The organism is Clostridioides sp. LIBA-2809, assembly GCF_056688965.1.
In genome coordinates, this window is record NZ_CP197006.1 from 13,397 (window position 1) to 31,454 (window position 18,058).

An 18,058-nucleotide genomic window follows, 5' to 3' on the forward strand; every position below is an offset into this window, starting at 1 on the left:
CTTAAAATACCACCTTTCTTATATTATATTGCATCAAATGCATACCATTTTATAGAATTTCCTTTACTAAGATAAACAGGAAATTTGATAGCACTATTTATAGAACCCCCTGTAACAGTAAAACTTGACTCACTAATATTTTCTATTGAGGTCATAAAAGAACTAACTCTAGTGCTACCAACCCAACTAGCATTAAAATGTCTGTTATTTAAATTACTAATAGAGCCACCTTCAACAGAAAGTCTAGGAGAACTACTATCAATAAAATTGGAGTGTTCCATTATAATAATTTTAGGAACAAAGGTTAGATTAATAGGAACTACGAATGGAAGATTAGTATTTTCGGAAGCAATAAAAGTTCCACTAGCCCATTTAATCCTTTGACTTAGTTGATTATTCAACTCTGTTATCCTATTTTGCAACTCCTCAACACTAGCATCTGAACTATCAAAAGAAGTCTTTATTTTTTCTGATAACTCAACAAGTGTATTATTTAAATTGGCTTCTATATTTTTAAGTGCTAAAGTATTTATAATACTTGTTTTCCCATTTATAAACCCTTCTCCAATTTCTACTAATTTAGATGATATATCTTGTAAAGTTGCATCAGATTGAAGTGGCATTATTTCTTTACTGATACTTAAAACCTTCTCAGCAGTTGCATTCTCTGCATCTGCAGCTACTATTTTAAGTGTGTGTATTGCATTGTCTGTAAGTTCATAGTTTATTGTTTTTTCTGCTGTTAAATCTGTAGTAAATGTATCTTTTAATACATCATCAATGAACCACTCTATTTTACTTAAATTATTATCTGTGTCTATTGCTGTAAATATTGCAGTAGTTGAATTATAAGAGGATATATTTAATTTTGGTTTAGTGTTGCCTTTTGTGAATGTAACAGTTTTATCTAACATTTTACCACCAGCAACAGTACCAAGCTCAATAGTTATATTATTTACAGAGTTAAATACTAAATTAGATAAATGTTCATCAGTTAAATCTATAGTGTAATTAGAATCTACTGTATTATTTTTTTCACTTATTACAACATCATTTAATTTTACAGTTATTTTAAAACTAACATCAGGATTGCTATCATAAATATTATATTTTATACTGCAAGCATCTCCAATTACACCTAAATCATTATCTATAGAAATGTTAGGATTTGACACAACTTGAACAGTAGTATTCTGGTAAATAATATCATCTTCATATATAATTTTCTCAGCACCTATATAACGATAAACTTCATATGAAGCAATCTTATAAACCTTAGTTTCAGTTATATTCATAGACTTTGATTTACTTAATTTATAACTTCCCCAATAAATAGTATGATAAGTACTGCCAGAATCAACATCAACCTTCTCAGCATGAATATCAAACTGAGAATAGGTACCTTTTCTTCTCCTAATAGTCCTATTAACATCATAAGTAGTCATTTAATCACCTTCCTTTCTACATTGGTATCAAGTTACTGTTTATACTAGATATAATGCTAGTTTTATTCCCTTTTATCTCTTGCATTACTTCTTTTAATGCTCCTTCAACATTATCACTTTCAAATAAGTTATCTGTATCTTTTATACTTGTTTTCTCTGCTGTTGTTTCTATACTATCTACACTAGTTTTTACCTCATTTAATGCACTAACTATATTTGTTTTATCTGTTGTAGTAAGTTGTGTTGTATCACCTATCTTAGTGTTAATCTCTGCCTTAGTAGTTTCTATGTTGCTTACTAACTCTGTTTTAGTTGTATCAATTTTAGTGCCTAACTCTTGTATATCTTTAAGTGTCGCTAGTATAACGGTTGGGTCTACTTTTAAATTTACACTTGAAGTATTAGATACTACTAAAATAATTTTTATAACTAAATCTTTTACACTTCCCGAATCAGCAGTTGGTTTATATGTTTCAGGATATTTAGATACTGCAATTAATTGATTTAACGAGTCAAATATACCTACTTCCCTTATCATAAATCCACCAACGCTACCTGGTATTACAGTTTCTATTACTATCCAGTTCGGATTTTCTTCATCTACTTTTACATTGTTTACAGAACCTTCCCAAACTATTTTTTTAAGTGTTGTCTGTTCTTCTGTTGGATTATATTCTGCTCCTGCTCCATCACCAAGTTGTAATTTAACTAAATCTACTTTATTGCCAAGTGCGGTAGCATTTGCAATAGATGCCTTACCTATCTTTGTTAAAAGGGTATAATATTTTTGTTCTGCCAACTATATCACCTCCTGCTTTGGGTATAAAGTTACTTTTTCCATACTCCTATCATTACCTGTAGCTATAGTTAATTCTCCAAAGCTTTCAAAGTTTGTTGGTGCATATGGGTATATGGTAACTGTTTCACCTGTATTCATTGTAGAACCTGCAAACATATCATTTTTATTGAATAAAAGCATCTCAAATTTATGTTCAAGATGACATGGTTTTATTTCTTCTATTTTCTTATCTAACTCTAATATAGTGTTATAACTACAATTATTTGTTATAAAACTAAGCGTAAAACTAAATAGATTACTAAATACCTCTACATCAACATTAGTCTTTGTATAAGCTTCTGAGATAGCTTTTATTACTTCTATTGTAGTTGTACCTTTGCCACGCATTTTAGCTTTTATATTACTTCTTCTAGTATCGAAATCCAACTTAGAATTTGTTTTTATTTTTAATAGATCTTCCCAGTCATCAAGTCCCCAAGTTGCTGTATCTATAAAAAACTGATCTAATAAATCATTCTTTTCATCAAGTAATGTTAGAAGTTCATTTTCAAGTGCATCTTGAATTTGTATGTCAATTTCATTGTTCGCAAAACTTGGTAGGTAATCAATTAACTTCAATTTAACTCACCTCGATATTAAATGTAACATTTGAAACAGCAGGAACTTTTTCTTCATCAACTATTATGTTTTTAATATCTTCATTGATAAGTAGATTTTTTATATCATGCACTCCTTCTATGCTTGCTAATAAACTCATTATTTTTATATAAATAATCTCTTTTGAATTTTCTATTAAATAAGAATTTATAATATCTAAAAACATAACCTTTATAGATTCAACATCATATCCATTTTCAAGTGTTAAGGTTGCACTAATGCTAACATCAAAAATGCTTGGTGTAACAACTGTAACAATAGGTCCAATTGGTTTTTCTTCTTCTATATGTTCAGTACATCTTTGTAAAATTTCATTATCTACAGATTGATTATTTTGACCATAAAGTAAAATCTTGATTGTACCTGGACCATTCCATCTAGGGATTACTTTAGCATTATAAACTCCTTCAACTTCTAAAGCCCAAGCTTCATAATGAGCTTTATTACCACTTGTGGCTTGATTTTTCTGTATTTTATAAAATCTTTCTTTTAACTCTTCATCTGTTTCTATTTCTGCTCCACCCTTTAGGTCCAGTTCATTATAAATTTTAGTTACTCCATTTATTTCTTCTATAAGTTTAAATTCTGTGTTAGCTGATAAATTATACTTAATACCAACCTCTAAAGCCTGTATAGGGCTTACATTTAACTTACTATCTTCATCTATTGTAATATCTTTAATAACTACAAATAGTAAATCACTATGAGATACTATTGTTCCGTTTGGTATTTGAGTTCCGATTTTGCCTTCAAATGTTACCTCACCTATTGCCTCTGTGCCTAACTTTCTATATACTCCAAATTCATTGACTCTTCTATCAAGAAAATCGTCAAAGTTATCTTGAATAAAAACTCTCTTATGTATATAAGAAAGCTCTATATATAACTGTGCAAGTTCTGAATTTATTGGAGAAACTATATTATAAAGAGAAGATCCTTGACCTTTATAAAGAGGCAGATTTATGTTATTTAAAGTTCTATTATTTAAGGCACTAAATGATTGGCCATTATACAAACGTAATCTCCTCCTCTCCATAAATTGTTTTTACATTTAAACTTATAGATAAATTATCATCTTTAAATTCTGTACTTGTTACATTAACTTCTAATATATATGGATTAGTTAATAAGGCTTCTTGTATATACCTTTTTGCTTCGCTTTCGGTAAGACCTTTAGTATACTTTTGTCCAATTAGATTTTTTATATCTGTTCCATAATCCCACTCATATATTAAATGAACATACTTATCTGTCCTTATTGTTTTATATATCCATACCTTGACTGCTTCATTTCTTTCAACTACTTTAAAGTCTCCATTTTCAATTATCTTTTCATCTTTTTCAAAATTCCAAGCAAATTCCTTGAAAATAGGTAATTCTTCATTGGATGGAGAAGTATAATCCTCTGGAACACCCATGAAAGGGAAGATTGTACTCATTATAAACTCACCAACTTACTTACAACGGCAAACTTATCGCCTATTTTAAACATTATTACCATATCTCCAGATTCAAGGTTATTAGTAAAAGGGTTTTTTATATTATGTTTGTGTTTTTGATTTATTTCTGTTTCAAATGTTTCTATCTGACTATTAAGTATCCAACTATCTATCAAAAGATTTTCTTTTTCCAATAAAAGAGTATTTATCTCTATCTTTAAATCTGGCAATTTATCTTTAACTTTGCCAATAAAAAAAGAAGGTTGATTATGATATTTACCTTCTTTTCTCATTATTCCTATAAATTCATTAATTGGATCTGCCATTCTATCACCTCTTTTTATAAAACTCTTCGAGCTGTAGCAAAGTTTTTAGTGTAATAACTACTGCTTGTTTTGCTTATTTTAACTACATCACCTGTTTGTGGGGCATGTAGAAATTCTCCATTACCTATATATAAACCAACATGACTAACTGGATTATGGAAAAACACTAAGTCTCCTGCTTGCAAATTACTTTGTTCTACTTTTTTACCAACTTTAGATTGTTGACTAGATGTTCTTGGTAAATTAATATTAACTTTTTTAAAGCAATATGCCATAAGTCCAGAACAGTCAAAGTTACTTGGTCCATTACCACCCCATTTGTATGGTTTTCCAAGGTGTTTTTTAGCCTCTGCTATTACTGTTTTAGATCTATCAGATACATTGCCAGCATAGCCATCAATAATAATTTTACCTTTTCTTCTTCCAAAATTATTAGCATCTTGAACATTTCCAAATAAAATATCTATATGATATGTTCCATCCTTTTCTATAATTATTGCAGGACCATTGTCATTTACCTTATATGTTCCATCTCGACTTGAAACTCCTGTAACTAATTGTATTTCATCTCCATATTTTAATAATGGATATTTATCTAAGAAATCTTTTGTATAGTAAGACTTATCGTCATATGCTCCAACCATAGGAGCAGCACATGTTTTTTTAGAAGGATCTAATTTTTTCTTTCTACAATCTGTATCTCCTCCCTCAGATTTTCTAGGACAATAAGCAGTAAATTCAGCAGGAAACTCTGTACCTCCAGTATAATCTGAACTGCTATCTTCTTTTTGTTCATCTTGACCAGCAGATTTTTCATCCATAATATTTTGAAAGTTAAGTTCAAGTTCAATCTGATAATCTCCATTTTGCCATGTATGCTTATCTGTATCTATATAAAAAAGTCCTATTAATTTTGTATATGAATCTTTTACTTTTACACCTCTACCAGTTATACAACTTATATCACCATATCCTTTTAAAGAGCAAGTTCTTTCTATGTCTTTAAACTCATTATCTATATCTACAGTGTCATTTTCTTGTTGTTGTATTACCTTTTGCATAATTACTCCAACATTTTTAAATATAGAGTCATTTATTTTTTCATTAATCTTGTTACCATACTGATCAACAACCAGTACTTTATTTTTCACGTTCTCCATGCTTTCTGAAAAAGTTGTATTAATAAGATTAAAACCTTCTTCAAAGGTAATATCTAGAGTAACAATTCCTTTTTCAATGACATTAAATTTATCAAGATTGGATTCTATCATATATTTCTTCTTTGTCGTTTTGCTTGCCTCTGTATAAACACTCATTATAGTGTCATATCCATTTACACCAATAAACATTTTAGTGTATTTAACATTAGTCTTAGGTAAATTACCTAGTGGGAGTTTATTATCTGCAAAAACTTGTTTAGCAATATCTTCAACTAATTTATCTTTAAAATTATATGAAACTTCACTTTGCAAAAGTAAAAAACCCATATCTTTTGCAGTAAAATCAATACTGTTATTACTTGAATCGAGATATCTGTCTATTATCATGCCTCTAAATATCTCTTTATCATCTACATAGAAACAAATTGTACTTGCTACTGGAATATCTATTTGCCTAAAGTTAATATCAGATGCTGATTTAATTATAGAAAATTCAAGTGTTCTTGATGGTGATCTATAATCTCCAGACCAGGTACATTTGTCTACTAAATCAGTTATATTATATATATTTCCGTTTTTTATATGAATTTGTATTTTGATTTTATTAATTATAAATCACCATCCTTTTATGGAATTATTAAAATCCATCCATTTTGTATTATGTTTGGGCTTTTAATTTTATCCTTATTGGCTTCGTAAATTTTCTGCCAAAGGTCACCATTTCCATAATATTTCTTAGCTATCTTAAAAAGAGTATCTCCTTCAATGACCTTGTGAGTTTTTTGCTTAGTCTCAAATCCTTTTGTAATGGGTAGGTCAATACTAGAAGATAAATCGTCATCCTTAGCATTGACCTTAGATATTTTTATTCTTCTATATTCTTTTAAACTTAAGGTAAAATAAACATCTCTTGAACAATCTTGTTCTTTGTAATTAAAATCTGCTATGATACATTCAAAGTTTACATTAGTTTCTGTAATTATAAATCTCAATATAAATCCCTCTTTCATCCAGCCTTGTATTAAATTTACGCAGTCATAAGGTTTTGGGAATCCATTATAATTACAGAAACTATATTCTTGATTAGGGAAAAAAGATGATAGTTCTATAGTTTTAAGTCCTAATCCTCCAAATACTGCAATATCTCCAACCCCTAATATATTGGATGTATTTATTGTTGCATTTCCATTTATTTCAAAAGAAGGTGGTAGAATAGGGAATCTAAATGTATTATCTGCTTGTCTTAACCATATTTCCATTAGATACCTCCTAAAGAACTCCTCCAGCATTTGCAAGAGATATTTTTTTGTTTAGTTTCTTTATAATTTTATCTATATCTGCTTCTTCCCTTACAATTATTGTATCTGCCAACTTATCAAGAAATAAACTTCCATTTGAGCTGTTTCTCTTATATTGATTGGCCTCTTGTTTAGTTAAAAGTTTTTCTCCCTCATGTGCTCTAATTAGATAATCATTTCTAGGAATTCTATTTATACCAAACGCTCCTCTTGTGTTAGTTCCAGCCGCATCTGCACCTTTCCCTATTTGTAAGCTAGGACCTTTTTTAAATATTTCTATTGTTCCTTTAATTGGGTGTTTAAAGAATTCTTTAAGTTTATTCCAGGTTTCTTTTACGCCTTTAACTTTATCTTTGAAAAATGAATCAGCAAGATCTATTACAGGTTCCAGTATTCCACTTACTAAATCTACTAAACCATTCCAAATAGATTTTACTATTTCTACTCCGCCATCAAATATTTGTTTAAGGCCATCCATTGTCTGGTCAGCATTTCCTGTTATAAGCCCCATTACAACATTTATAATTCCAGATATAAAAGATATAATTCCGTTTATAATTCCAGAAACAGTTGTTATTATTGCTGTTAATGTATTTAAAAACCATATAAATGCTAAAATTATTCCACCAACAACACCAGCTATTGCTACTCCTATAGCTGGTAATAATTGTTGTCCTATTTGTGATAGGAAAGGCATAAATCCTTGAAACCAAGCTTTAACAGGTGCAAGTGCTTGACCTAAGTTTTGAAATGCTAACTTTATACCATCAGTAGATTTTTTCATATTGTCCATTGGTTGGCTTACCTGGTCTACCGTATCTCCAACTTGTTTAGCTGGAGTGAAAAAATCAGTAATTGCTTGTTTAACCTTATCAAAACATTCTTTTAAATTATCTAAGTGTGGCTTTAAAGGTTCAAATGCTTTTACTAGATTATCTATATTTGTCTTGATATTTCCAACTAGTATATCTTTTAATTCATTAAATTTGTCTTTTATTGAAGTTAATGATTCTTTAAATTTATTCTTTAGATTTACTCCAGAATCTTCTAATACTTTTAGTGCAGGTTTAACATCATTTAATATTTTATTTTGTAGTTCTGTAAATTTAGTTTTTCCAGATTCAACTCCTTGACTTATAGAATCTGTCATAGGTTTAATAAAAGTTTTAAAATCACTAAATGAACCTTTTAAATTTGCCATTGTTTGTTTTAATCCACCTGTATTTGGTGTAGATTTTCCAGCTGCATCTGCTGCTTTACTTCCAGGTATATTCACATTTGTTTTAGTAGATATTTTTGCGGTTGCTTCAATTGGATTTTCTAAGAAGGTTCTTAAATCTCTCCATTTATCTGTAAGCCATTTCGCTTTATCCTTAAATAAACTATCTACAATATCAGCCACTGCTTCTATTGGAGCAGTTATAAAATCTATGAAACCTTTCCAAATTGATTTTATAATTTTAGCTCCACCATCAAATATTTGTTTAACTCCATCCATCATTTTTTTACTATCACCTGTGACAATCCCTATAATTAAATCAAAAATACCACTTAAAATAGATGCTAGACCATTTAATACATTAGTTATAGTATCTACAACAGCTCTAAATGCCGTTGCCAAAGTAGATAAAATTAAAACTAATTTTGCTATATGAAACCCTATTACACCAATTAAGACAGGCCCTAATACCTTCATTATCGCACTACCTAAATTTAATATAGATGCAAATAATGGTCCAAGTGAAGATAATAATTCTTTAAATTTTTCACCTAATTGTTTAAGTGCAGGCATACAAAAACTTACTATAGGTTTTGCAAATTCTACAAATGATTTTACTAATGAATTAACTTTATTTCTAAAGACTTCAGACTTAGCATAAGCAACAGTAAATGCTACTGACAATGCAATTATAGCTGTTATAGTCCATCCTATAGGACCCATTATAGCCAAAAATACTGCACTTAATGGCTTCATCCCGATTACAAAAGCTCTGAAAGCAACTTTTGTTCTTAATATTATAGGGATAAAGAAAGCGAATATCCCTATAGCTTTTGAAACAATTAAAGATACAGCTCCTATAGTAAGTAAAAGAACTCCAAATGCTCCAACTGAAAGCATTACATTGGTTATAACTCTTTTTATTGGTTCACTTAAGTTATTGAACCAAACCGTCATTTTAGTTAAATTATCAATTACAGATGCTATTGCTGGCTTTAGTTGATAGTAAATAGTGATTCCTGTTTCTTCAAGGGCTGATTTTAAGGTTGCAAGTCCACCCTTAGTATTGTCCCTCATTACATCAGACATTGTTTTTAATGCACCTTTTGAGTTATCTATCTTTTTCTTTAAACTATCATACTCATTTCCAACTCCATCAAGTAACTTTTGTAACGTTTTTAATTGAGTTTTTCCACCTATAGCGGCCAAGTAATAATTTTTCTGTTTATCAGTCATATCTTTTGTTTTATTTGCAACTTCTTTAAGTACATTTGACATACCTTTAAATTTACCCTGATTATCAAATGCACTTACTCCAAGTTTTTTCATTGCTTTACCTGCTTGGCCTGCACCTATTGTAAGGTTTATCATGATTGAGTTTAAAGCATGGCCTGCATCTGTACCTTTAACTCCTCTATTTGCAAGTATTCCCATAATGGCAGTTGCTTCAGATAATGGAACTTTTAAGTTACTAAATGTACCACCTGCAACATTAAATGCTTCCATTAACTGTTGTATGTTTGTATTTGATTTAGTAGATGCATTTGCAACTTTATCTAAGTACTCACTTAATCCAGCACCAGCTAGTACTTTTCCACTTTTACTGACCTTATCAACTTCTAAACACATAGAACTCATACTATCTGTTACCAAATCAGATGCTAAACCAAGGTCCATAGAAGCTGCTTCTGATAAGTTAAGTACTGGCATTAAGGCATGCATTGATTTTTGAACATCCCATCCAGCAAGTCCCATATATTGAAGTGCATTAGCAGAGTCAGCGGCAGTTTTAGTTGTAGCTTTTCCAGCATCTCTAGCAGCCTTAGACATAGCTTCAAAATCACCTGGTTTTAAAGAATTTCCAAATGTAGCCTTAACTTGAGACATAGCACTTTCAAATTCTGTTCCAACTTTTGTTGCAGCAGCAAATGCTCCACCGACTCCAGCAGTTATAAGTCCTCCTGCTTTTAATGCACTTGTGCCAACACTTTTTAAATTGTTCTGGACATTGTTTAATGCTCTTGATGCTTGAGAGGATGAATCATGCAAAGCTCTAGTATTAGCTGCTACTCTTCTTAAAGTTGAACTTGCTTCATCTCTCATTTTTATTACTGCCTGTAAAACTTTTGTACTAGAACTCATAGATTAAAACAACCTCCCAGCACCAGATTTTATTTCTTCTTTTCTTTCATCCAACTCTTGGTCCATAAAAACACTAACAATCTTTGTTTCACCTTTAAGCATGTGAAAAGAAACGGATGGCATTATCCCTTTATACTTAAATAATAAGTACATTAAGTTGACTTTTCCATCCGTTTTAATTAGTTTTTTATTTCTTTATCTTTTTCCTTCTGTCTTTTTCTATCGCCTTCTGCATCTATACCATTTACCTTATTAACTTCTTCATATAAATTATCAATTTCTCCAGCTAATAGTAACTTTTTTATAAGGTCTTTAGGAGTTACCAGTCCAAACTTTTCTACAACTTCCATATTTCTAAACATTGGGCATGATTCAAGTATTGTGTTCACCTTAAGTTCATAAACATTAATATTCTCTAAATTGCCACTATCAACATCCATTGAATTGACTCTTATTTCGTCGAAACGTTCTGGATCAATTGCATTACATTCAATTTCTAAAGTATCATCCAATTTTTTACAATACAATTCATATATACTAGATGGCATTTTTAATTTACCTGCATCCATATTTAATAATTTTTCTACTGTATTCATATAATAAAAATCCTCCTATTTTTCTGTAATTTTATCTAAGTATTTAAAACCTTCAAATGTAAATGGAACCTCTATTTCTCCCATTTTTCCTGCTTCCCAATCAGCTAAAGTTAAATCATCAAACATACATCCATAAAGTGCAATTCTTTCAGCTCCATATGAATCTGGATCTTGTAATTTGCTTATTATAGTAAATCTAAATGCTTTTCCTTCATTTAGCATACTTTCGATGTATTCTGCAAATAAAGAACTTAGTTTAAATAATGTTATTGAACCTTTACCAGAGGCCCCCATAAATTTTTGTCCAACCATTACCTGACCACAAATTTTTACTTCTTCTTTTTCTATTTCAATTTTTGCCTCTAATCCTTTTACAGATGTTAATTGTCTACTATCAATCCAACATTCTCCAAATGTACCAGATATTATTCTATTTGTTTCCATTCTAGCTCTCAAATTATAACCTCCAAACTACATAGATATGTCTAAATAGACATCTTCCATAGCATCTATTAATTTAATCTTCGCTTTTAAAAAAACAAGAGTATCTGTGTTATACTCCTTTATTTGTTGTTCTTCCATATTGAATGTATCTATATTTTGTTTTTTTAACCATTCTCTTTGTGCATCTAAATTTATTTCTACTGTTGAACCTGGATCAATGAGACCATCTTTTTCTAATTCTTGAAGATATAATTGTATTGCAACTATAAGTAAACACTTATTATCATAGGTATTTGGGATTTTTCCTATATAGTTTTTTACAATTATCTTTTTAAGATCATTATGAATTTGGTCTAATGTATCTACTAATTTAATTTTTTTAAATATATCACCTTTTGAATCTGTAGTTGTTATAAAGGATGTGACCCCTCTAGCAACAACAATAGAGCCACTTTCTTTTATTAGAATTAACTCTCCATTATTTATTTTTGTATTTGCTTCAACCCTTGTTAGTTTTGGTATGTTAGTTATTTCTGGTATATTTGCATATGTTATAGACTGAGTTGATGGAGTTCCTGAGATAAAACCTGCTAACCTTGGTAGAAATTCATTTGAAGTATATTTCTTACCATCAATTTCAATATCAGTTGTTGTAAAGTTTATTATACCTTCATAATCTGCTACACTATTTGCAGTTATAGCCTTAATCTTTATTTTATTATCTTCTCTCATCTTATTAATCCATGCTTTGATTTTAGGCAATTCTTGCTCTGTCTCCTCTGGCATACAAAGGTAATTAAATTCACAAGTTTCAAGAAAGTCTAGAGCATCATCTATTGATTCATCTACATCTAATGCGTAGACTAATATCTTATTTGGAGGATATATATTTCCTCTCATCGCCATCTTTATATAGTCTAAATTGTCAGCAGAATAGCCATTTGGAATATCTTCTATTTCCTGTATTTCAATCAATCCTGTATTCTTTGTATCTTTTAAAATAAGTGCTACAATACCTCCAGAACGTTTAACAAAAGTTTTTCCTGCTTGGATAAAAGAAATATTAATTTCTGGTAGACCCATTTAATCACTTCCTATCTTTAAATCTACATTTTCCATAGTTTCATATGTTTCTTTACTAAAGTAAACCTCTTCAAAATAAGATACAGTCATTAGAAAAGTTAGTTTATACCCTACAGAATCTTTTACAATTGATGGAGATATATTCTCTATAGTTAAACTCCTATCTTTAACTCTAATGCTTCTATTAAATATTTTTTCTAATCTACTTTGTATGTCATATAAATTTAATTTATTTTTTCTAGCCTTTTGATAATATTCAACATCTATGAATATCTTTTTAGTATCTAAAACTTTATTTGCAATATTATTAGAAACAGGTAAAAGTTGCACAAAAAAACAAGCCTCCTCAAAGCCTTGTATATTATCCTCATTAATAAAAATATCTGTATCTCTAAACTCATTTTCTATTCTTTCATTAACTGCTATTATAATATCTCTGTTTGTAAGCAACCAATCACCTACCAATCAAATAAATTTGCTTTTGCGCTTGTCATATTTTCTTTTGTTTTTTCAATTCCCTTTTCAACCATAAAAGAACCAGGGACAATGCCACCATTTTTAGTTGAATGGCCATCATTTACTAAAGTAGCATATTCAACCTTATCTTCAACAATATAAGTATCATATTCAGGCTGATTTTCTTCCCATCCATTTTTTAATTTTTCAGTTCTCACAGGTGTTTCATCTCTTATATTTTCTGCTAGTTCTTGCCCAGTTTCTTTTGTAAACTTCTTGATTTTTCTATTGAAATTTGATGCATTTAACTTTAAATCTAAGGCTAATGCTTCAAAAACTCCTAAATTATCTATTCCCATTATATTCTCTCCGCTTCTGTAATAGGTATTTCCATATGGCTTGGATATATATTTGCCTTAGAAACCTTAAATATAGCTTCTTCTCCATGACTATAAGTTGCATTTATAGTGTCGCCTGTTTTTATATCCACTTCTGGTCTGCAAAATAACTTTCTATTTATGACTATAGCTCCAATATCACCATTTACAATAGCTTCTTCTTTTCTTGAAATTGCACATGGGATATCTTCAGCTATAATAATATTACTAAAATCATTAGAACATGTTTCTTGATTCCAACCTTTTGACTTTCTGATAATAGTCATTTTATCAAGATAGGTCATTTCTAATATATCTGCCTCTGTCACTTAATCACCCCTTAGTACATATTAACAATACAAAATGGGCTTAGAAATTTTTTATCAGCATCAGTTAAAAAAGATGATGAACTCATACTATTTTCAGCAGTTTGCAATGTTAAAGTATTATATTCTATTTTTGTATCACCTCTAGTTATAGCTTTTAAGTTTTTTTCTAGATTATCAAGTCCACTGTTTTTCTTAAGTTCCTCAAATCTTGAAGATAATATTGATATTACTTTTTCTTCCACAAACCCTTCTAGTGCTATACTTAATTCCTGTCTAGAGCAATATTCTAAAACCATTTCACTTATTTTATTTATATAAAGGATTATTAATTTATTATATCTATCATTTTCTATTCCTAAAACCAACCTAATATTATCAAGCATTGTACTCATCGAGTAATTGGATTAATTCTTCTTTAGTTTTAGTTGAATATCCCTTTATATTCTTACCTTTAGCAATTTCCATAAGTTCTGGTTTAGATAGATTAAACAAATCATTAGAGATTGATTTAGCTTTTTCGATTTTTTCCTCTTTTTTGTCAACATTCTCTTTAGTCACTTCTTCTAAATATATAATCCCTTTGATACTAGATTATTACTTTCATATTCATTATTAGCAAGTCTAATAACATTATCTTTTTTTAATACAAACATTTATTTCACCTCTACTCTTGAGTAGCCTTTGCTTGTTTTACACATGCTCTACAAAGTTTTATTGGTTCATCTAATAGCCATAAATCATGATACTTTCTATAATCTATTTTATAGGCATCAGCTGATTGATTTTGATCTGGAGCGAATATTCTTGGTTTATCTGTCTTAGATATTGCAATTGGAGCAGATGATGGAGTTATTAACCAGTTTATATCTAGTGCTTTTGGCCCTTCCTTAAAACCTCCTGCTGTCTGACCAGATGTTTTCCCATCCATGAATATATATTCTGTTTTCATTCTTTTTGATGGAACTTTTATTATAGGTACATTATCTATAGATTTTACAATTCTTTTTATATCTCCATCACCAAATTCAATATCATCAAGTTGAGTAGACTGTTCTAAGATACTTGCCACTACACTAGACATACTAATAATAAGAGGTATATCACCAGTTGAATCTTGAATTGATGCTATTTGATATTTTAATTCACTTAAGACTGTTGCAGCAGATGCTTCATAAGAATATTTTACACGCTCATCAACCTTAGAAACTTCTGAAAATATCTTTGAGTATCTATATGCATCTATTTCTGGTATAACATGTTGCTTTTGAAATAATCCCATTACAGAAGAGGCATTTACAACAAAGTTTGTTTCATTTACATCCATTGAATCAAGCATAAACTCTCTACTTCTATCCATTTCCATTCTTCTAGTTTCATACTCAAGTGTTATTGCTCCTGGAGCATATCCTTTAGATCTATCATAATCTCCTAAACCATCCATAGATACCTTAGGAATCTTTACTTCTCTACCTCCATCATATATAACTTGACCAGAGTTTCTTTCCATCCATCCAGTAGTTGAACCTACCACTATTTGTGAATCTAATTCTTGTTGAAAAAGCGTTACATATTGTAATACATTAGCCATTTATAAAATCCTCCTCCTCTTTTTTTAGAAACTATTTAAACCTTGTTTTATCTGCTTTCTAACTTCTGATAGTTCATTATCGCCTTCTTTCCCAGGTGGCGTATATGAACCATCTTTAATCCTTTCATCTACTCTAGATTGAATATATTTTTTCATTGAATTTTCAAAGATATCTATATTTGCATTTGTTTTTTCATCATCATCAGATAGTAGATATTCAATTAAGTTTGTAGGTATTTTCTTTTCAACTAAAATATTCTTATATTTAGAAATCATTTCTGTATGTCTTTTTTCTTTTTCTAATCTATCCAATTTTTCATTTAGTTCCCTTATAGCCTTTTGTTCCTCTGTTTCATTTGTAGAAGTTCTTTTTAGAACTTCAGCATTTATAAGTGTTTGCATATCTTTTTTCTTAAAGTTTTCAAGTGCTTCACGATGATATTTATTTTTTTCGCTATCCATAAAAGATTTAAAATTAGTATCATTTAAAATCAAAGCCTTAAAATCATCTAATGTAAGTTCTTTTTTATCTTTTAATTTAAATAAATCTACATTTTCCAATAATGAATCTATTTCTGATTCCTCTTCTATATTTTGCAGTAGTTCTATCATTTCTTTTTTCTTCATAATTTTCTCCTTTTTATAAATTTAAACATAACAAATACACATATCAAATCAATATGTGCTAAAGAATAGGTATATATTCACATCTACAATAACAATGTTGTGGTAATGAAGGTCTTGATTCATTTACATAAAAGGTTAGGCCATTATACATACTACAATCATTACATGTTCTAGAATCTAAATCAGCGCAGTACATTACTTTTATAATGCCTTGGGTTTTAAAGAAGTACTCATTCACTTCATTTTGGCATCTAGATACTTCAGATTCTACTAACCTTCTTGTTTGACTTGCTCCAGTTGAATATTTATCTCTTATTATTTTCTCTATTTTATTTACAGAAGTTTTTCCATTTAAAAAATTCTTTATTTCTTTTTTTAATGACTCTTCTATACCTTTTTTATTCTTCCAAAGCCTGTCACTCCAATGTTTTCCATCAACCTTATTATTCACTATCTTATTTATAACTTTATTGTTCATATCTTCTATCTTCAGTATTACTCCCAATAAAATTATCAAATTTGAATATTTATTCTTAGATGAATCAGATAAAATAGTTTCTATATCCTTGACTTCTTCATCATAGTTGTTAGAATACTCATTTATAATTTTATTAAGTTTTGACCTTAGATTTTTCTTATCTTTATTATTAATATTTAAATATTCATTGATAATATCATGTGTTAGCAATATCTTTGCTATTTCTAGTAGAAGTTTATCTCTGTTTTCTCTTTGATACTTATAAAATGGTTTTGTCCTATTTTCAGCAGATTTATATATATCTTCAGTCAATTTAGTTATAATCTTTTGATTCATCTAATAAAATCTCTCCTTCTGAAACTATTTCCTGTTCTTTTTTTGCTTTTTCCATTTCAGCATGAGGATTATCAATAAAACTTAATTGGGATAGCCCTGTCTCAGTAGATAATTTTTCTCCAAGTTGACTTACTATATTTGCTACAACTAAATCATCACGTGGTATTTTAGGTGTAAATTTGGCTTTAATATCTTTGTAGTCATATCTAAAACCATATTTCTTATTAAGCCAAATACATAATAGTTTATGTCTATTAGATAAGGTATCTGCAATACTATCATTATTTTGACTACAAATCCATTCTGTACTGATTAATCTTGCTATAACTGCTAGGCTTGATGTATTACTTTGCATTTTCTCATTATGATTTATATGAGATGTAATTTCATACATATTTTCTTTTATTGAAGATAATGTATTTTGAACAAATGTATCATTCATATCTTTAATAAGCCACTCTATTTTACCGTCTCCATTAACTTGGAGTATTCCAAGTTCTTTCATCCTTGGCAAATCTTCTTCTTTAATATTACATCCAGAGAAGGTTAAATAAGCATTTCTAAAATCACTAATTTCATTACTTATATCACTTAAATTAGTTTCATAAGCATCTTGTAACCCTTTTATATCATTAAATATTGTATTTTTTCCTAGTTCTTCACTTCTTTTGCAAATTGATATTGGCACATTGCCATCAAATATATTATTTACTGTAGGGCTTTCAACTTCTTTGAAATTTGAATCAAAATGATATATGTATTCTTTATCATATACATCTATATAAATATCATCTTTAAAATCTTTTTTAAATTCTCTAAAAAAATAGATAATCTCTCCATCTTCATTTTCATAATGACAGCCATCTGTTGGTTTTATTATTCTTACTTTCATTTCATTGTTTTTTACATAGTAAAGTTCATAACAAAATCCAAATAATAGTGTATATCTCAATAAATCTGAATCATGCTTTTTACTCCAATGGCAAGTATAGTATTCTAAATCATTTATAATCTTCTCATCACCCAATCTGCTTGTATAGGTAATTTTATTTGCAAGAGAATAAGCGACTTCTTCATTAATAAACTTTTTTAAGAAATTAGTGTTTATCTTATTATTAGATCTCTTGGTAACCATTTTATAGTTACTAATAGCATCTGTTTCACCTTTATAATACTTATGCATAGTGTTGTATTCTTGCTTTTTTAAACTCCAGTCCTCATATATTTCTCTTAATAAACTTAAATCTATTTCCACTTAA

Annotated in this window: 22 protein-coding genes; all 22 read right to left on the bottom strand. The window is 29.2% G+C overall.

Translation table 11 applies throughout. The features are described 5' to 3' along the window. Nucleotides 1-23 precede the first annotated feature (23 nt). The 22 genes from ACTG44_RS21065 to ACTG44_RS21170 all read right to left on the bottom strand — a co-directional run bounded on the left by ACTG44_RS21065 (nucleotide 24) and on the right by ACTG44_RS21170 (nucleotide 18,054). On the bottom strand, nucleotides 24-1,445 hold the full coding sequence (locus tag ACTG44_RS21065) for a hypothetical protein (protein ID WP_479921731.1): 1,422 nt from the start codon (nucleotides 1,443-1,445) through the stop codon (nucleotides 24-26). A gap of 16 nt (nucleotides 1,446-1,461) precedes the next feature. After that, the gene (locus ACTG44_RS21070) at nucleotides 1,462-2,244 is read right to left on the bottom strand and encodes a phage tail protein (RefSeq protein ID WP_479921732.1); all 783 of its coding nucleotides are present in this window, start codon (nucleotides 2,242-2,244) and stop codon (nucleotides 1,462-1,464) included. Continuing rightward, entirely contained in the window at nucleotides 2,245-2,862 is a 618-nt protein-coding gene (locus ACTG44_RS21075; RefSeq protein ID WP_479921733.1) for a putative phage tail protein, read from the bottom strand. 1 nt (nucleotide 2,863) lies between these two features. Next, nucleotides 2,864-3,916, bottom strand: a complete 1,053-nt coding sequence (locus ACTG44_RS21080; RefSeq protein ID WP_479921734.1) for a baseplate J/gp47 family protein — start codon at nucleotides 3,914-3,916, stop codon at nucleotides 2,864-2,866. Next, entirely contained in the window at nucleotides 3,909-4,340 is a 432-nt protein-coding gene (locus tag ACTG44_RS21085) for a DUF2634 domain-containing protein (protein ID WP_479921735.1), read from the bottom strand. Before ACTG44_RS21085 ends, ACTG44_RS21080 begins: the two co-directional genes overlap by 8 nt. Beyond that, nucleotides 4,340-4,666: a DUF2577 family protein gene (locus tag ACTG44_RS21090; protein WP_479921736.1), complete on the bottom strand. Its 327-nt coding sequence runs from the start codon at nucleotides 4,664-4,666 to the stop codon at nucleotides 4,340-4,342. The genes ACTG44_RS21085 and ACTG44_RS21090 overlap by 1 nt, the downstream gene beginning before the upstream one ends. Nucleotides 4,667-4,680: 14 nt before the next feature. Continuing rightward, complete coding sequence (locus ACTG44_RS21095; RefSeq protein ID WP_479921768.1) at nucleotides 4,681-6,438, bottom strand: XkdQ/YqbQ family protein; 1,758 nt, start codon at nucleotides 6,436-6,438, stop codon at nucleotides 4,681-4,683. A 14-nt stretch (nucleotides 6,439-6,452) separates the two neighbouring features. Next, nucleotides 6,453-7,085 carry a LysM peptidoglycan-binding domain-containing protein gene (locus ACTG44_RS21100; RefSeq protein WP_479921737.1) on the bottom strand — a complete coding sequence of 211 codons (633 nt, stop codon included), beginning with the start codon at nucleotides 7,083-7,085 and terminating at the stop codon, nucleotides 6,453-6,455. 10 nt (nucleotides 7,086-7,095) lie between these two features. Next, nucleotides 7,096-10,485 (bottom strand): phage tail tape measure protein, encoded by a 3,390-nt coding sequence (locus ACTG44_RS21105; protein WP_479921738.1) that lies wholly within the window; start codon nucleotides 10,483-10,485, stop codon nucleotides 7,096-7,098. A gap of 3 nt (nucleotides 10,486-10,488) precedes the next feature. Next, nucleotides 10,489-10,638, bottom strand: coding sequence for a hypothetical protein (locus tag ACTG44_RS21110; protein WP_227483663.1), 150 nt, complete (start codon nucleotides 10,636-10,638; stop codon nucleotides 10,489-10,491). 26 nt (nucleotides 10,639-10,664) lie between these two features. Further along, complete coding sequence (locus ACTG44_RS21115) at nucleotides 10,665-11,081, bottom strand: phage tail assembly chaperone (RefSeq protein ID WP_227437127.1); 417 nt, start codon at nucleotides 11,079-11,081, stop codon at nucleotides 10,665-10,667. A gap of 15 nt (nucleotides 11,082-11,096) precedes the next feature. Next, a complete protein-coding gene (locus ACTG44_RS21120) occupies nucleotides 11,097-11,537 on the bottom strand; it encodes a phage tail tube protein (RefSeq protein ID WP_479921739.1) in 441 nt (146 codons plus the stop codon). A gap of 15 nt (nucleotides 11,538-11,552) precedes the next feature. Further along, the gene (locus tag ACTG44_RS21125) at nucleotides 11,553-12,608 is read right to left on the bottom strand and encodes a phage tail sheath subtilisin-like domain-containing protein (protein WP_479921740.1); all 1,056 of its coding nucleotides are present in this window, start codon (nucleotides 12,606-12,608) and stop codon (nucleotides 11,553-11,555) included. Then, nucleotides 12,609-13,058: a phage tail terminator family protein gene (locus tag ACTG44_RS21130; RefSeq protein ID WP_479921741.1), complete on the bottom strand. Its 450-nt coding sequence runs from the start codon at nucleotides 13,056-13,058 to the stop codon at nucleotides 12,609-12,611. An 8-nt stretch (nucleotides 13,059-13,066) separates the two neighbouring features. Further along, the gene (locus ACTG44_RS21135) at nucleotides 13,067-13,423 is read right to left on the bottom strand and encodes an HK97 gp10 family phage protein (RefSeq protein ID WP_169470315.1); all 357 of its coding nucleotides are present in this window, start codon (nucleotides 13,421-13,423) and stop codon (nucleotides 13,067-13,069) included. Beyond that, entirely contained in the window at nucleotides 13,423-13,770 is a 348-nt protein-coding gene (locus tag ACTG44_RS21140; protein ID WP_021382798.1) for a hypothetical protein, read from the bottom strand. Before ACTG44_RS21140 ends, ACTG44_RS21135 begins: the two co-directional genes overlap by 1 nt. Nucleotides 13,771-13,781: 11 nt before the next feature. Further along, on the bottom strand, nucleotides 13,782-14,153 hold the full coding sequence (locus ACTG44_RS21145; RefSeq protein WP_231301565.1) for a phage head-tail connector protein: 372 nt from the start codon (nucleotides 14,151-14,153) through the stop codon (nucleotides 13,782-13,784). Further along, on the bottom strand, nucleotides 14,146-14,328 hold the full coding sequence (locus tag ACTG44_RS21150) for a Rho termination factor N-terminal domain-containing protein (protein WP_479921742.1): 183 nt from the start codon (nucleotides 14,326-14,328) through the stop codon (nucleotides 14,146-14,148). The genes ACTG44_RS21145 and ACTG44_RS21150 overlap by 8 nt, the downstream gene beginning before the upstream one ends. Nucleotides 14,329-14,434: 106 nt before the next feature. Next, nucleotides 14,435-15,358, bottom strand: a complete 924-nt coding sequence (locus ACTG44_RS21155) for a hypothetical protein (protein ID WP_479921743.1) — start codon at nucleotides 15,356-15,358, stop codon at nucleotides 14,435-14,437. A gap of 24 nt (nucleotides 15,359-15,382) precedes the next feature. Further along, nucleotides 15,383-15,985, bottom strand: a complete 603-nt coding sequence (locus ACTG44_RS21160; protein ID WP_479921744.1) for a DUF4355 domain-containing protein — start codon at nucleotides 15,983-15,985, stop codon at nucleotides 15,383-15,385. A 58-nt stretch (nucleotides 15,986-16,043) separates the two neighbouring features. Beyond that, on the bottom strand, nucleotides 16,044-16,799 hold the full coding sequence (locus ACTG44_RS21165) for a minor capsid protein (protein ID WP_479921745.1): 756 nt from the start codon (nucleotides 16,797-16,799) through the stop codon (nucleotides 16,044-16,046). Then, nucleotides 16,777-18,054 carry a phage portal protein gene (locus ACTG44_RS21170; RefSeq protein ID WP_479921746.1) on the bottom strand — a complete coding sequence of 426 codons (1,278 nt, stop codon included), beginning with the start codon at nucleotides 18,052-18,054 and terminating at the stop codon, nucleotides 16,777-16,779. The genes ACTG44_RS21165 and ACTG44_RS21170 overlap by 23 nt, the downstream gene beginning before the upstream one ends. Between the last annotated feature and the right edge of the window lie 4 nt (nucleotides 18,055-18,058).

What these genes read in the sequence shown, in the direction of transcription:
- ACTG44_RS21065 (WP_479921731.1), bottom strand. Translation starts at nt 1,445, where the DNA reads ATGACTACTTATGATGTTAATAGGACTATTAGGAGAAGAAAAGGTACC.
- ACTG44_RS21085 (WP_479921735.1), bottom strand. Translation starts at nt 4,340, where the DNA reads ATGAGTACAATCTTCCCTTTCATGGGTGTTCCAGAGGATTATACTTCT.
- ACTG44_RS21090 (WP_479921736.1), bottom strand. Translation starts at nt 4,666, where the DNA reads ATGGCAGATCCAATTAATGAATTTATAGGAATAATGAGAAAAGAAGGT.
- ACTG44_RS21100 (WP_479921737.1), bottom strand. Translation starts at nt 7,085, where the DNA reads ATGGAAATATGGTTAAGACAAGCAGATAATACATTTAGATTCCCTATT.
- ACTG44_RS21105 (WP_479921738.1), bottom strand. Translation starts at nt 10,485, where the DNA reads ATGAGTTCTAGTACAAAAGTTTTACAGGCAGTAATAAAAATGAGAGAT.
- ACTG44_RS21110 (WP_227483663.1), bottom strand. Translation starts at nt 10,638, where the DNA reads ATGTACTTATTATTTAAGTATAAAGGGATAATGCCATCCGTTTCTTTT.
- ACTG44_RS21115 (WP_227437127.1), bottom strand. Translation starts at nt 11,081, where the DNA reads ATGAATACAGTAGAAAAATTATTAAATATGGATGCAGGTAAATTAAAA.
- ACTG44_RS21125 (WP_479921740.1), bottom strand. Translation starts at nt 12,608, where the DNA reads ATGGGTCTACCAGAAATTAATATTTCTTTTATCCAAGCAGGAAAAACT.
- ACTG44_RS21135 (WP_169470315.1), bottom strand. Translation starts at nt 13,423, where the DNA reads ATGGGAATAGATAATTTAGGAGTTTTTGAAGCATTAGCCTTAGATTTA.
- ACTG44_RS21145 (WP_231301565.1), bottom strand. Translation starts at nt 14,153, where the DNA reads ATGCTTGATAATATTAGGTTGGTTTTAGGAATAGAAAATGATAGATAT.
- ACTG44_RS21155 (WP_479921743.1), bottom strand. Translation starts at nt 15,358, where the DNA reads ATGGCTAATGTATTACAATATGTAACGCTTTTTCAACAAGAATTAGAT.
- ACTG44_RS21160 (WP_479921744.1), bottom strand. Translation starts at nt 15,985, where the DNA reads ATGAAGAAAAAAGAAATGATAGAACTACTGCAAAATATAGAAGAGGAA.
- ACTG44_RS21165 (WP_479921745.1), bottom strand. Translation starts at nt 16,799, where the DNA reads ATGAATCAAAAGATTATAACTAAATTGACTGAAGATATATATAAATCT.